At 72.1% G+C, this 12143-nt stretch carries 15 protein-coding genes; 9 read left to right on the forward strand and 6 right to left on the reverse strand.

Annotated features, from left to right (window positions below; all coding sequences use genetic code 11):
* Positions 1 to 4: 4 nt before the first annotated feature.
* Both F0L46_RS07950 and hemC read right to left on the reverse strand, forming a co-directional pair.
* Complete coding sequence (locus F0L46_RS07950) at positions 5 to 700, reverse strand: uroporphyrinogen-III synthase (protein ID WP_149816527.1); 696 nt, start codon at positions 698 to 700, stop codon at positions 5 to 7.
* On the reverse strand, positions 697 to 1623 hold the full coding sequence (gene hemC, locus F0L46_RS07955) for a hydroxymethylbilane synthase (protein ID WP_149816528.1): 927 nt from the start codon (positions 1621 to 1623) through the stop codon (positions 697 to 699). The genes F0L46_RS07950 and hemC overlap by 4 nt, the downstream gene beginning before the upstream one ends.
* A gap of 108 nt (positions 1624 to 1731) precedes the next feature.
* On the opposite strand from hemC, the gene tsaD reads away from it, so the two are divergent.
* The 5 genes from tsaD (at position 1732) to F0L46_RS07980 (ending at position 4839) form a co-directional block, all read left to right on the forward strand.
* A complete protein-coding gene (tsaD, locus tag F0L46_RS07960) occupies positions 1732 to 2775 on the forward strand; it encodes a tRNA (adenosine(37)-N6)-threonylcarbamoyltransferase complex transferase subunit TsaD (protein ID WP_149816529.1) in 1044 nt (347 codons plus the stop codon).
* 10 nt (positions 2776 to 2785) lie between these two features.
* Complete coding sequence (locus F0L46_RS07965; RefSeq protein ID WP_149816530.1) at positions 2786 to 3772, forward strand: NAD(P)H-dependent glycerol-3-phosphate dehydrogenase; 987 nt, start codon at positions 2786 to 2788, stop codon at positions 3770 to 3772.
* A 62-nt stretch (positions 3773 to 3834) separates the two neighbouring features.
* Entirely contained in the window at positions 3835 to 4083 is a 249-nt protein-coding gene (locus F0L46_RS07970; RefSeq protein WP_149816531.1) for a hypothetical protein, read from the forward strand.
* A gap of 4 nt (positions 4084 to 4087) precedes the next feature.
* Positions 4088 to 4408 carry a hypothetical protein gene (locus F0L46_RS07975; protein ID WP_149816532.1) on the forward strand — a complete coding sequence of 107 codons (321 nt, stop codon included), beginning with the start codon at positions 4088 to 4090 and terminating at the stop codon, positions 4406 to 4408.
* A gap of 8 nt (positions 4409 to 4416) precedes the next feature.
* On the forward strand, positions 4417 to 4839 hold the full coding sequence (locus F0L46_RS07980) for an EVE domain-containing protein (RefSeq protein ID WP_149816547.1): 423 nt from the start codon (positions 4417 to 4419) through the stop codon (positions 4837 to 4839).
* Here F0L46_RS07980 and F0L46_RS07985 read toward each other — a convergent pair.
* The gene (locus F0L46_RS07985) at positions 4836 to 5411 is read right to left on the reverse strand and encodes a Uma2 family endonuclease (protein WP_149816533.1); all 576 of its coding nucleotides are present in this window, start codon (positions 5409 to 5411) and stop codon (positions 4836 to 4838) included. The genes F0L46_RS07980 and F0L46_RS07985 overlap by 4 nt on opposite strands.
* 30 nt (positions 5412 to 5441) lie before the next feature.
* A complete protein-coding gene (locus F0L46_RS07990) occupies positions 5442 to 6656 on the reverse strand; it encodes a Zn-dependent hydrolase (RefSeq protein ID WP_149816534.1) in 1215 nt (404 codons plus the stop codon).
* Between the two features lie 199 nt (positions 6657 to 6855).
* On the opposite strand from F0L46_RS07990, the gene acs reads away from it, so the two are divergent.
* From acs to F0L46_RS08010, 4 genes are all read left to right on the forward strand, one after another.
* Positions 6856 to 8808, forward strand: a complete 1953-nt coding sequence (acs, locus tag F0L46_RS07995) for an acetate--CoA ligase (protein WP_149816535.1) — start codon at positions 6856 to 6858, stop codon at positions 8806 to 8808.
* A gap of 202 nt (positions 8809 to 9010) precedes the next feature.
* The gene (locus tag F0L46_RS08000; protein ID WP_149816536.1) at positions 9011 to 9316 is read left to right on the forward strand and encodes a DUF6356 family protein; all 306 of its coding nucleotides are present in this window, start codon (positions 9011 to 9013) and stop codon (positions 9314 to 9316) included.
* A 98-nt stretch (positions 9317 to 9414) separates the two neighbouring features.
* Positions 9415 to 9921, forward strand: a complete 507-nt coding sequence (locus F0L46_RS08005) for a L,D-transpeptidase (RefSeq protein ID WP_149816537.1) — start codon at positions 9415 to 9417, stop codon at positions 9919 to 9921.
* A gap of 64 nt (positions 9922 to 9985) precedes the next feature.
* Positions 9986 to 10672, forward strand: coding sequence for a gamma-glutamyl-gamma-aminobutyrate hydrolase family protein (locus F0L46_RS08010; protein WP_149816538.1), 687 nt, complete (start codon positions 9986 to 9988; stop codon positions 10670 to 10672).
* Positions 10673 to 10687: 15 nt separating this feature from the next.
* On the opposite strand, the gene F0L46_RS08015 is transcribed toward F0L46_RS08010, so the two are convergent.
* Positions 10688 to 11686 carry a LolA family protein gene (locus tag F0L46_RS08015; protein ID WP_149816539.1) on the reverse strand — a complete coding sequence of 333 codons (999 nt, stop codon included), beginning with the start codon at positions 11684 to 11686 and terminating at the stop codon, positions 10688 to 10690.
* Between the two features lie 102 nt (positions 11687 to 11788).
* On the reverse strand, positions 11789 to 12143 hold a 355-nt coding region (locus tag F0L46_RS08020; protein ID WP_276315524.1), incomplete at its 5' end, for a DNA translocase FtsK.

The raw sequence follows: 12143 nt of genomic DNA on the forward strand, positions 1-12143 counted from the left end.
TCCCTTACGTCAATCCGTCGAGGAGGGCGAGGAGCGATTCCTCGTCCGGACGGGCCGCCGCCTGGGGGACGAGGCCGGCTTGCGCCAGCTCCGCCGCGATGTCGTCGGACAGGCACAGATGCCGGACGCGCCTGAGCCCCGCCAGCAAGCCCTCGGCCCCGGCGAGGCAGAGGAGCGTGGCGGCGGTGCGCCTGGAGAAGTGCAGAATAATGTCGAGCTTGTGGCCGACGAGGGCCTGCCGTGCCGTTTCCGGCAAGTTCGGTACGGTTGCGGCCTCGTAAGCCGCCCAGGCGAGCACGCGAAACCCGGCCCCAGCGAGAGAGGCGCCGGGCTCGGCCTTCCGCTCGCGCCCCGCGACATGGAGGAGCGTGCCCCCGGGCGGCGACGCCCCCACGACGAGGCGCGCCAGGGCCGCGGCATCGCCGCCGCCCACCCGCACGTCGGAAAAGCCCGCCTCGCGCAGATCGGCTCCCGTTCGCTCGCCCACCGCATAGACGGGAAGATCGAGGGGCAGCCCCGCCATGAACGGCACCGCCTGGGCGCTCGTGACGAGCAGCGCGTCCGCAGGCGTATCCGGCAGGGGCTCCCCCGTGGCGCGCACGATCAGGAGGGGCGCGAGGATCGCCTCGTGGCCGAGCGCCGCGAGGTGGCGCGCGGTGCGCCCGGCCCCCGGCATCGGCCGCGTGACGAGAACTCTCATGCGAGGAAGAAGCCCGGCGGAATGCGCCCGCGAACCTCGTGGCCGGCCTCCGTGCCGAGCCGGCCTGCCTCCGCCGCGCCCCCCGTCGCCGTCGTCTCGACGCTCTGCGAGCCGTCGGGGCGCAGCACCATGCCCCGAAACGCCACCTCGCTGCCCGACAGCCGGGCATGTCCCGCGATGGGGGTGCGGCAGGACCCGTCGAGGACGCGCAGGAAGGCGCGCTCGGCCGCGAGCGCGACCCCCGTCGCTTCGTCCGCGATGCGCGCCACCGCCGCACGGGCGCGCTCGTCGCCCGTGCGGGCGGTCACCGCGATGGCGCCCTGGCCCACGGCGGGCAGGAACTCCTCCGTATCGAGGATCGCCGTGACGTGGTGCTCGAAGCCGAGCCGCTTGAGCCCCGCGAGCGCGAGCAGCGTGGCGCCGTATTCCCCGCGCTCGATCTTGGCCAGCCGCGTGTTCACGTTGCCCCGCATGAGCGCCACGTCGAGGTCCGGGCGCAGCCGCCGGATCATCGCCTGGCGCCGGAGCGACGCGGATCCGACCCGGGCGCCGTGCGGCAGGTCCTGGATGCGCCCGCAGAGCGGGCTGATGAAGGCGTCGCGCACGTCCTCGCGGGGGAGATAGCCCGCGATGCACAGGCCGTCCGGCAGGTCGTTGGGCAGGTCCTTCGCCGAGTGGACCGCGATGTCCACCGCGCCCTCCAGCTGCGCGACGTCGATCTCCTTCGTGAACAGCCCCTTGCCGCCCGCCTCCGAGAGCGGCCGGTCCTGGATCGCATCCCCCATCACCTTGATGATCCGGATCGGCAGGGCGTCCGCCTCGACCCCGAGCGCCTGCATCAGGCGGCGTTGCGTCTCGTGGGCCTGGGCCAGCGCCAGGGGGCTCCCGCGCGTGCCGATCACGAGGGTCGAGCGATCCGTCATGGGTTGAAGGCCTTGTCCTCGCCGCCGCGCGGCGTTGCGTTCCGTCGAGCCCGGACTATAGGGTGAGCGGACGCCCCCCGTGAAGCCTACCCGATCGGATCCCTTAGCATGCGCGTTCTCGGCCTGGAGACCACCTGCGACGAGACCGCCGCCGCGGTGGTGTCGCTGTCCGACGACGGCCGGGGCCATATCCGCTCCGACGAGATCCTGAGCCAGATCGCCGAGCACGCGGCCTATGGCGGCGTGGTGCCCGAGATCGCGGCCCGCGCCCATGTGGAGGTGATCGACCGCCTGGTCGAGCGCGCCATGGACAATGCGGGCTTGGCCTTGAGCGAGCTCGACGGCATCGCGGCGGCCGCCGGGCCCGGCCTCATCGGCGGCGTCATCGTCGGCCTCACCACGGCGAAGGCGCTCGCCCTCGTGACGGGCAAGCCGCTCATCGCGGTCAACCACCTGGAGGCGCATGCCCTCACGGCGCGGCTCACCGACGGCATCGCCTTCCCCTATCTCCTCCTGCTGGCGTCCGGCGGCCATACCCAGCTCGTGGCCGTGCGCGGCGTGGGCGACTACGTGCGGCTCGGCGCCACGATCGACGACGCCATCGGCGAGGCCTTCGACAAGGTGGCGAAGCTCCTCGGGCTCCCCTATCCGGGCGGCCCCGAGGTCGAGCGCGAGGCGCTGAAAGGCGACCCCGAGCGCTTCGCCCTGCCCAGGCCGCTGCTCGGGCGCCCCGCCCCCGACTTCTCCCTGTCCGGCCTCAAGACGGCGCTGCGCATCGAGGCCGAGCGCATCGCGCCGCTGAGCGAGCGGGACGTGTCGGACCTGTGCGCGGGCTTCCAGGCCGCCGTGGTCGACACGGTGGTGGACCGCACCCGCGTGGCGCTGCGGGCCTTTCGCGAGACGGCCGGGCACCCGACGGCGCTCGTGGCGGCAGGCGGCGTCGCGGCGAACCAGACCCTGCGGCGCGCCCTGGAGCGGCTTGCCCGGGAATCGGGCCTGCGCCTCGTGGCGCCGCCCTTGCGGCTGTGCGGCGACAACGGCGCCATGATCGCCTGGGCCGGCATCGAGCGCCTGCGGCTCGGCCTCGTCGACGACCTCTCGGCCCCGGCCCGCGCCCGCTGGCCCCTGGAAGAGACCGGCCCGCGCCCATGAGGGAGGGGCCATGAGCGCGCCGGCCCGCATCGGGGTGGTGGGGGGCGGCGCCTGGGGCACGGCGCTCGCCAACGCGGCGGCGCTCGCCGGGCGCGACGTGATCCTCTGGTTGCGCGACACGGAAGCCGCCGCCCGCATGGCGGCGACCCGCGAGAACGCCGCCTATCTGCCTGGCGTGCCGCTCCACCCCCGCGTCTCGCCCACCGCCACCTTGGGCGATCTCGCCGCCGCCGACGCGCTCCTCCTCGTGACGCCGGCCCAGACCACCCGCGCCATGGCGGCGGCGCTCGCGCCCGTCTCCCCCGTCACCCCCCTCGTGATCTGCGCCAAGGGCGTCGAGCGGGAGACGGGCGCCTTCCTGTCGGACGCCGTCGCCGAGGCGCGCCCGGGGGCGCCGGTCGCGATCCTCTCGGGCCCGAGCTTCGCCCACGACGTCGCCCGCGGCCTGCCCACCGCCGTGACGCTGGCCGCCGCCGACGGAGGGCTCGCCCGGGATCTCGCGGCCGCCCTGTCGGGCCCGGCGCTGCGGGTCTATCACGGCACGGATCCGCGCGGGGTCGAGATCGGGGGCGCGGCGAAGAACGTGCTCGCCATCGCCTGCGGGGCGGTGATCGGGCGGGGCCTGGGCGAGAGCGCCAAGGCGGCCCTCATGGCACGGGGCTTCGCCGAGCTCTTGCGCTTCGCCGCCGCCCACGGCGCGCGGCCCGAGACCATCATGGGCCTGTCGGGCCTCGGCGACGTGGTGCTCACCTGCGGCTCGGCGCAATCGCGCAACTTCGCTTTCGGCGAGCGCTTGGGCGCCGGCGCATCCGTCGCGGCGGCGTCCGGCGGCAAGCTCGTGGAGGGCGCCGCGACGGCGGGCGCCCTGGTGGGACTTGCACGCCGCGCCGGCCTCGACATGCCCGTGGCTGAGGCCGTGCAGGCGGTGCTCTCGGGCGAGATCGATCTGGAAGGGGCGACGGGGCGCCTCATGAACCGGCCGCTCAGGGCCGAGTAGGTGCGTCCTTACGCGTCCTTAAGGGTGTGCCGCGAAGATCCCGGCGAGATGGGGGAGGCTTCATGACCCGGCGCCGGTTGCCACGCGCGTTCTACGTGACCTTGCTATCCGGGATGGCGCTGCACCTCTTCGCGCTCGTCCTCCGGAAGGATATGCCCCTGCGCGGCGCCCTCGCGACGGTCGGCTTGACGTTACTGGCGGCGAGCGTCGTGCTTCTCTGGAGGGCCGGGCGGGCGCGTGCCGACCGGCGTGCGGGGATCAGGGAACGCTGGATCCGGAGGCGACGGGGCCGGTATCTGAAAGCGGAGTGACGCGATGGCCGACGACTTCCTCAAGCGCATCGTGCGCGGCGTCCAGGCCGCGACGCAGGTGGTGGGCTCCGAGGTGGTCGCGACAAGCGACCACGTCTTCGACGGCGAGGGCCGGAGGCTGCCCGTCGTCGGTTTCCGGCGCAAGCGCGGCGAGGAGGGGCTGTTCTTCGAGCTCGCCATCGAGGGGCCGGGCGGGCTGTTTCCGGTGCGCATGACCTCTCTTGAATTCGACGCCTGGCTCGACTCGCTTCAGCGCCTGCGCGACGCGACCGCCCCCGTGACGGGCGCGGGGCCCGCCCTATCTCGCCCCCAGGGGCAGGAGTGAGCACGACGATGGCCTATTGGCTCTACAAGTCCGAACCGTTCAAGTGGTCCTGGGACCAGCAGGTCGCGGCAGGCGCTCAAGGAACGTTCTGGGACGGGGTGCGCAACCATTCGGCCAAGCTGAACCTGCTCGCCATGCGCGTGGGCGACCGGGGCTTCTTCTACCATTCCAACGAGGGCAAGGCGGTGGTGGGCATCGTGGAGGTGATCCGCGAGGCCTATCCCGACCCCTCCGCCGAACCCGGCGAGCCCTGGGTCGTGGTCGACGTCCGCGCCGGGGAAGCCCTGCCCCGCCCCGTGACGCTCGCCGACGTCAAGGCCGAGCCGCGCCTCGCCGAGATGGCGCTCTTGAAATATTCGCGCCTGTCCGTGCAGCCGGTGACGGAGGCGGAGTGGGGGATCGTGTGCCGGATGGGCGGTCTGGGGGGCTAGACCGAGCCGTCCGGCGGCGCGCCCTCATAGACATCGCGTAGCGTGAGCGTCGCACCGATGCGTGGCAGGGCGATCGCCGCGTCGGATCCCTCGAAGGCCTCGTCGCGCCACCCCTCGTCCGTCCGCTCCAGGAGCACCGCCCGCATCGCGTCCGGCTCGACGAAGAGGATGTAGAGGAGCGTCGGGAGGCGCTTGTACTCCTCGATCTTGCGAAGGCGGTCGGCCGGACGGTTCGACGGCGAGAGCACCTCGACCACGAGCGTCGGCGCCTGTGCCTCCTGCGAGCGCCGGTCCGGAGGCGCGCAGTCCACGCTCACGTCAGGGCGGCGGATGTTGCGGATCGAGGTCCGAATGGCCGTGTCGGCCGTGGCGACGCGGCAGGGACCGCCCCGCAGCTGGACGGCGAGGCTCGCGATCATGTTGACCACGAGCACGTCGTGAACGTTGCTGGCCCCCGTCATCCCGCGGAGCGGGACGGGGAAGCCGTCGACGAGCTCGTAGCGCTCCTCCTGGTCGAGCTGCCAGGCGAGGAACTCTTCCGCGCTCATGAGCTTGCATTGCGGCTCGGCCATCGCGACCTCCGCCCGCATCCTAGCGCATCCTCACGCCCCCCGCAGCATCCGCTCCGCCGCGTCCGCGAACACCTGCGCGCCGAGCACGATGTCCTCCTCCGCGGTGTCCTCCGTCCAATGGTGGCTGATGCCGCCGATGGAGGGGACGAAGAGCATGGCGGCGGGCATGACCCGGGCGAGATATTGCGCGTCGTGCCCCGCCCCGCTCGGCAGGCGCATGGAGCGGCCGCCCGCCGCCCCCTCGATGCAGTCCTGGAGGCGCCCGTCCATGAGGGCGGGGGTCGACTGGCCCATGACCTCCAGCGTGAGCGGGCAGGGCCCCGTCCGGTTCGCCTCGGCGATGAGCTCGCGCAAGGCCGCGTCGAGGCGGGTCAGGGTCGCGGGATCGGCGTCGCGGAACTGGAACAGGGCCTCGGCGCGGCCCGGGATGATGCTCGGCGCGCCGGGCTCCAGGGTGATGCGCCCGCAGGTCCACACGGTGCGCTCGCCCGCGATCTCGGGAAAGCGCCGGTCGATGGCGCCAAGGAGCCGTACCAGGGCGAGGCCCGCGTCGCGCCGGCGCGCCATGCTCGTGGTGCCGGCGTGGTTCTGCGCCCCCTCCGCCGTGATCCGGTACTGCCAGATGGCGACGATCGCCGTGACGACGCCGATCTTGAGCCCCGTGGACTCAAGGGTGTCGCCCTGCTCGATATGGGCCTCCAGGTAGCCGACATGCCGCCCGGGCTCGTGCGTCACGCGCTCGCGGCCCCCATAGCCCGCCCGCTCCAGCGCGTCGCGCAGGGGCGTACCGTCGTAGCGGTTGCGCGCCCCGTCGATCTCGTCCTCGTCGAGGAGCCCCACATAGGAGCGGCTGCCGAGGAACGAGCCGAAATGGCCCTCCTCGTCGAACCAGGCCGCGACGTCGATGCCGAGATCTCGCGTTTCCGGGTCTTGCGCGAAGGCGCGCGCGGCCTCGAGGCCGTAGATCAGGCCGAGCGGCCCGTCGAGCCAGCCCGCCTTGTTCTGGCTCTCCACGTGCGAGCCCGTCAGCAGCTTGGGGCCGCTCGCGCGGGAGAAGCCGAACACGCTGCCGATCCCGTCGATGCGCGCCTCCAGCCCCGCCGCCTCCAGGCGCTCGGCGAACCAGCGCCGCGCCGCGACATCCGGCTCCGACAGGGAGGGGCGGTGGACCCCCGTCTTGAAGCGCCCGAAATCGCGCATGGCTTGGAGGTCGGCGAGGATGCGGGCGGGGTCGGTGCGGGGCATGGCGGGGCTCCGGAACGTGGGGCATCGGCTTTGCCAGGAGCCCGAGGGCCGCGCAAGGCCGCCCTCCGCCCTTGGTGGGGCGACCAAAGTGCGATCCCTGCCGCGCTTGCAGGCCTTCCGTCTCGTCAAGTAAACCTTGAGGCAACAACCCCGCCGGGACCGATCCGGGCGGAGGATTCTTGACCACCGGGAGGTCACCATGTCCGAGAAGGTCTACGACGTGTCCGCCGATTGGGCCGGACGCGCCCATATCGACGCCGCCAAGTACGGGGCCATGTACGAGGCCTCCATGCGCGATCCGGAGGCGTTCTGGGCCGAGCACGGCCGGCGCATCGACTGGATGAAGCCCTATACGCGGGTCAAGAACACCCATTTCGGCCCCGGCGACGTGTCGATCCGCTGGTTCGAGGACGGCACCACCAACGTCTCGCACAATTGCGTCGACCGCCACCTCGAGACCCGCGGCGATCAGGTCGCCATCATCTGGGAGGGCGACGACCCCTCCGAGTCGAAGAAGATCACCTATCGCGAGCTCCATTCCGAGGTCTGCCGCTGGGCCAACGTGCTGCGCAACCGCGGCGTGGAGCGGGGTGACCGGGTCACGCTCTACCTGCCCATGATCCCGGAAGCGGCTTACGCGATGCTGGCTTGCGCCCGGCTCGGCGCCGTCCATTCCATCGTGTTCGGCGGCTTCTCGCCGGATTCGCTCGCCGGCCGCATCGAGGACTGCGCCTCGAAGATGGTGATCACGGCGGACGAGGGCCTGCGCGGCGGCCGCAAGGTGCCCCTCAAGGCGAACGTGGACGCGGCGATCGAGCGGGTCGGCGGCGTCGACCACGTGGTGGTGGTGCGCCGCACGGGCGGTGCCGTCGCCATGACCCCGGGCCGCGACGTCTATTACGACGAGGCCGCCGCCATGGTGACGGACGAGTGCCCGGCGGTGGAGATGAACGCGGAGGACCCGCTCTTCATCCTCTACACCTCTGGCTCGACCGGCAAGCCGAAGGGCGTGCTCCACACCACCGCCGGCTATCTCGTCTGGGCGTCCTTCACGCACCAATACGTGTTCGATTATCACGAGGGCGACATCTACTGGTGCACGGCGGATGTCGGCTGGGTGACGGGCCACTCCTATATCGTCTACGGGCCGCTCGCGAACGGCGCCACGACGCTGATGTTCGAGGGCATCCCCACCTATCCCTCGATCTCCCGCTTCTGGGACGTGGTCGACAAGCACGGCGTCAACATCTTCTACACCGCCCCCACCGCCATCCGCTCCCTCATGGGGGCGGGCGAGGACCCGGTGAAGAGGACCTCGCGCAAGAGCCTGCGCCTGCTCGGCTCGGTGGGCGAGCCCATCAACCCCGAGGCCTGGGAATGGTACCACCGCGTGGTGGGCGAGGGGCGCTGCCCCATCGTCGACACCTGGTGGCAGACCGAGACCGGCGGCATCCTCATCTCGCCCCTGCCGGGCGCGACGAAGCTGAAGCCGGGCTCGGCCACCCTGCCGCTGCCGGGCGTGAAGCCCATGATCGTCGACGCCGAGGGCAAGGAGCTCACGGGCGCGGCGGAGGGCAACCTCTGCATCGCCGATTCGTGGCCGGGCCAGATGCGCACCGTCTACGGCGACCACGAGCGCTTCGTGCAGACCTACTTCTCGACCTATCCGGGCAAGTATTTCACCGGCGACGGCTGCAGGCGCGACGCGGACGGCTATTACTGGATCACGGGCCGGGTCGACGACGTCATCAACGTCTCGGGCCACCGCATGGGCACCGCCGAGGTTGAGAGCGCGCTCGTCGCGCATCCGAAGGTCTCGGAGGCGGCGGTCGTGGGCTATCCCCACGACATCAAGGGCCAGGGCATCTACGCCTACGTGACGCTCATGGCGGGCGAGACCCCCTCCGACGACCTGCGCAAGGAGCTCGTGGCCTGGGTGCGCCGGGAGATCGGCCCCATCGCCTCCCCCGACCTGATCCAGTTCGCCCCGGGCCTGCCCAAGACCCGCTCGGGCAAGATCATGCGCCGCATCCTGCGCAAGATCGCCGAGGACGAGTTCGGCGCGCTCGGCGACACCTCGACGCTGGCCGACCCCGCCGTCGTCGACGACCTGATCACCAACCGCCAGAACAAGCGCGCCTCGGCGGCGTGACGCAGCAATCCCCCTCCCCCTTGCGGGGAGGGGACAGGGGTGGGGGTCGGGACGCCACCCGCGGCCGGTCCAGAAGAGGGCCGCACGAGACCGCGCGCCCCCCACCCCTTCCCGCAAGGGCGAGGGTGTGTGCGGTACGCCACTTCGCGAGGCGCCGATCATCGGTTATCCTCAGGCACCTAACGACCGAGAGGAGCCTCTGATGAGTCTCAAGCGTCTCTTCACCGAGCATCCCGCCTCCGTCGGCGAGACCTACGCCCAGCACATGGGCGTGGCGCTCAGCTTCGCCCTGCCGCTCACGAAGGCGGCGCTGGGCGCCTTCGTCCACGCCGTGTTCCCGTTCCTGTGCACCACGACGGCGAGCGACACTGTGAAGGGCCTGCATGCCCGCATGACCCGGCGCTGCGCCACCTGCCCGAAGGGCCCCGTCCACCGGCCCGAGCTCTTCGCCACCGGCCCCCGGATCGCGATCCCCGATCGCATCGCCGCCTTCGATCCCGGCATTTGACGGCAAAAAGGTCAGCGTTTCTCAACCGCGTCTTCGAACCGAACGGCAAGGCTTGAGCGTTAGCGTCACGGCAAAGGTCGTCAACAAGGACCTCCGGGATGCGCAAACGGATCGTAGCGGCCGCTCTCTGGGCGGCGATGATGGCCTGTGCCGGGAAGCCGGCTCAGGCGCGGGAGATGGTTCCCTTCGGGGCTGGCGTGCAGCCGGGCACCATCGTGGTGAAGACGGGGGAGCGGCGGCTCTATCTCGTGCTCGGCGACGGCCGGGCGCTGCGCTACCCCGTGGCCGTGGGCCAGCCCGACAAGCAATGGTTCGGCTGGTCGGCCGTGGACGGCAAGTACGTCAACCCCGCCTGGTCGCCCCCCGACGTCGTGAAGCGCGACAATCCCCGCCTGCCCGACCTCATCCCCGGCGGCTCGCCCCGCAACCCCATGGGCGTGCGGGCCCTGACGCTGACCGGCGGCGAATACGCCATCCACGGCACCAACAACCCCAAATCCATCGGCCGCTTCGCGTCCTATGGCTGCATCCGCATGTTCAACGAGGACATCGTGGACCTCTTCGAGCGGGTGGGGGTCGGCACGCCCGTGGTGGTGATCCGCTAGGGCGCGCGACGCCGATCGGCTAGCGTTCCCCGGCGCCGTGGTGCGCCGAGGGGAGCCGATTCGGATGACACGACCGCGCATCGCCGTCCTGCTGGACGAGAACACCAGCGGCGGCGGCACGAAATACGAGGCGGCGAAGGGCTATTTCAGGAGCGTCGCCGACGCGGGCGGGCTGCCGTTCGGCATCCCCTACCTGCCGGAGATCGTCGACCTCGTCGTGCGGGACTATGACGGCCTCGTCGCGGTGGGCGGCCGCTTCGCCTATCCGGACGAATGGTACCTGCCCGGCGAGGTGTCCCCGTCCCCGCCGTCCGAGCGGCTGCCCATCGAGCGCGCCCTCGTCGAGGGCTTCCTCGCCTGGGACAAGCCCGTGCTGGGGATCTGCGCCGGCATGCAGATGCTCGCCTGCCTGCATGGCTGCCGTCTCGCGCCCGACCTGCGGGCGCTGGTCCCCCACGCCCTGGAGCACGACAGGCGGGACCATCTCCACCCGATCACGCTCGCCGAGGGATCGCGCCTGAGGGCCGTGATCGGGCGGCCCCGGATGGAGGTGAACAGCTTTCATCGGGAGGCCGTCGCGCGGCTCTCGCCCCAGGTGGTGGCGAGCGCCCGCACGGACGACGGCATCGTCGAGGCGATCGAGATCCCGGCGGCGCGATTCGCCATCGGCATCCAATGGCACCAGGAACTCATGGCCGGCACCGATCATCCCGGCAACGCGCTGTTCCGGGCCTTCGTGGAGGCGGCCTGAACGCGGGGACGCGCCTTAGCGGCTGTTGCCGGCGTCGAGCATGCGCTCGTAGTTGATCACGAACTGGCTCGGGTCCACCCGCGCGCCGCGGTCGACGTTGGAGAGCACGACCGTGGTCTGGAAGCCCTGCGGATCCGTGATCTGCCACTTGGTGAGGTTCTGCACCGCCCCGTCGAAATGAAGCACGATCTTCGAGGTGCCGCCGAGGGTCGAGCGGTCCTCCAGCGCCACGCGGGCCTCCGTCTCGGTGCGGTCGACGGAGGTGACCTTGACATCGCGGCCGAGATCGACGCGCTCGCGGGTGAGGAACTTCAGGGGCGTCTGCGACAGGGGGTAGAGGTCCTGGGTGGCGAGCTTGCGATCGCGCACCGCGACCGACGACCCGTCCGCGATCACCTCCAGGGTGGCCGGGGAGCGGTACTCGAAGCGCAGCTTGCCGGGGCGCTGGATATAGAGCCGGCCCGACATGCGCCGCCCGTCGCCGCCGATCTGCACGAAATCGCCGGTGAGGGAGCCGAGGCCGTTGAAATAGGCGTTGGCGCGCTCCAGCACCTGCCGGTCGTTGAGCGGCCCCTCGGACGCGGCGGGAGGATTGCGCACGGCGGCGAGCTGGAGGGGCTCGGCGGAGGCGGTCTGGGTGGGGAGCGGGCGGGCCTCGGGGGCGGGCGCGGCGGCGGCCGGAGCGGCGGCAGGGTCCGCCTTCGCGGCGAGGGCCTCCAGCGCGGCGGGCCGGCGCGGGGGCAGGGGCCACGCGGTCCGCGTGGTGCCGTCGGCGGCCGGCGCCGCGGGCTCGGCGCGGGCACGGGTCCGCGGCTCGGGGGCGATCCGCTCGGGGGCGGGCTCGGCCAACGGAACGGGGGCGGGCGGCACGGGCGCGGGGGCCTGCGCTGCGGGCGCGGACCCGCCGAGACCGAACATCCGCTCGAGGAAGTTCTGGGCGCTCGCCGGTCCGGACGCGGCGGCCGACACGGCGAGCCCCACGATGAGGCCGGCGGCAGGACGGCGAAGGGTCATCGGCAGAGGTCTCCAGAGAAAGCCGGGCGTCCAAGAACCCCCGCGATGTGGCGAATTGACGACGCCCGCGCGACGCTCGGGTTCCCGAGGGGAAGGCGCGCCTCAATCGTCGTCGTGGTCGCCCCCGCCGCCATGCCCGCCGCCCTCCAGAAGGATCTCGCGCTTGCCCGCGTGGTTCGCGGGTCCGACGATCCCCTCGCGCTCCATGCGCTCCATGAGCGAGGCGGCGCGGTTGTAGCCGATCTGGAGGCGACGCTGGATGTAGGAGGTCGAGGCCTTCTTGTCGCGCAGCACCGTCTGGACGGCCTGATCATAGAGGTCGCCGCCGGCCTCGCCGAAGGAGCCCGCGTCGAACACGGCCGCGTCCACGCCGCCGCCTGCCGCGTCGCCCCCGCCCTCCTCGTCGGAGGTGACGGCGTCGAGATAAGCCGGACGGCCCTGCTGCTTGAGGTGGGCC

It is taken from the genome of Salinarimonas soli (assembly GCF_008386575.1).
GTDB classification, from domain to species: domain Bacteria; phylum Pseudomonadota; class Alphaproteobacteria; order Rhizobiales; family Beijerinckiaceae; genus Salinarimonas_A; species Salinarimonas_A soli.